At 52.0% G+C, this 775-nt stretch carries 1 rRNA gene; it reads right to left on the reverse strand.

The annotated features are described in order from the left end of the window. Nucleotides 1-775 (reverse strand): 23S ribosomal RNA (locus tag ACFPQ5_RS24790); the annotation flags it as partial.

A 775-nucleotide genomic window follows, 5' to 3' on the forward strand; every position in this document is an offset into this window, starting at 1 on the left:
CTACAGTAAAGGTTCATGGGGTCTTTCCGTCTAGCCGCGGGTAGATTGCATCATCACAAACATTTCAACTTCGCTGAGTCTCGGGAGGAGACAGTGTGGCCATCGTTACGCCATTCGTGCAGGTCGGAACTTACCCGACAAGGAATTTCGCTACCTTAGGACCGTTATAGTTACGGCCGCCGTTTACTGGGACTTCAATCAAGAGCTTGCACCCCATCATTTAATCTTCCAGCACCGGGCAGGCGTCACACCCTATACGTCCACTTTCGTGTTTGCAGAGTGCTGTGTTTTTATTAAACAGTCGCAGCCACCAGTTTATTGCAACCCTTTCGCCCTCACACAGTAAAGTGATCAAGCTACCGGGGCGTACCTTTTCCCGAAGTTACGGTACCAATTTGCCGAGTTCCTTCTCCCGAGTTCTCTCAAGCGCCTTAGAATACTCATCTCGCCCACCTGTGTCGGTTTGCGGTACGGTCTCGTATGACTGAAGCTTAGAGGCTTTTCTTGGAACCACTTCCGATTGCTTCGCAGCACAAGGCCGCTCGTCCCACTCCCTTGAATTACGCACCCGGATTTGCCTAAGTGCCTTCTATGAAGCAGAAACTGACTATTCCAACAGTCAGACAACCTTCCGCGATCCGTCCCCCCATCGCATCATACGACGGTGCAGGAATATTAACCTGCTTCCCATCAGCTACGCATCTCTGCCTCGCCTTAGGGGCCGACTCACCCTGCTCCGATGAACGTTGAACAGGAAACCTTGGGCTTACGGCGT

Source organism: Massilia suwonensis (assembly GCF_042655665.1).
GTDB lineage: Bacteria > Pseudomonadota > Gammaproteobacteria > Burkholderiales > Burkholderiaceae_D > Telluria > Telluria suwonensis.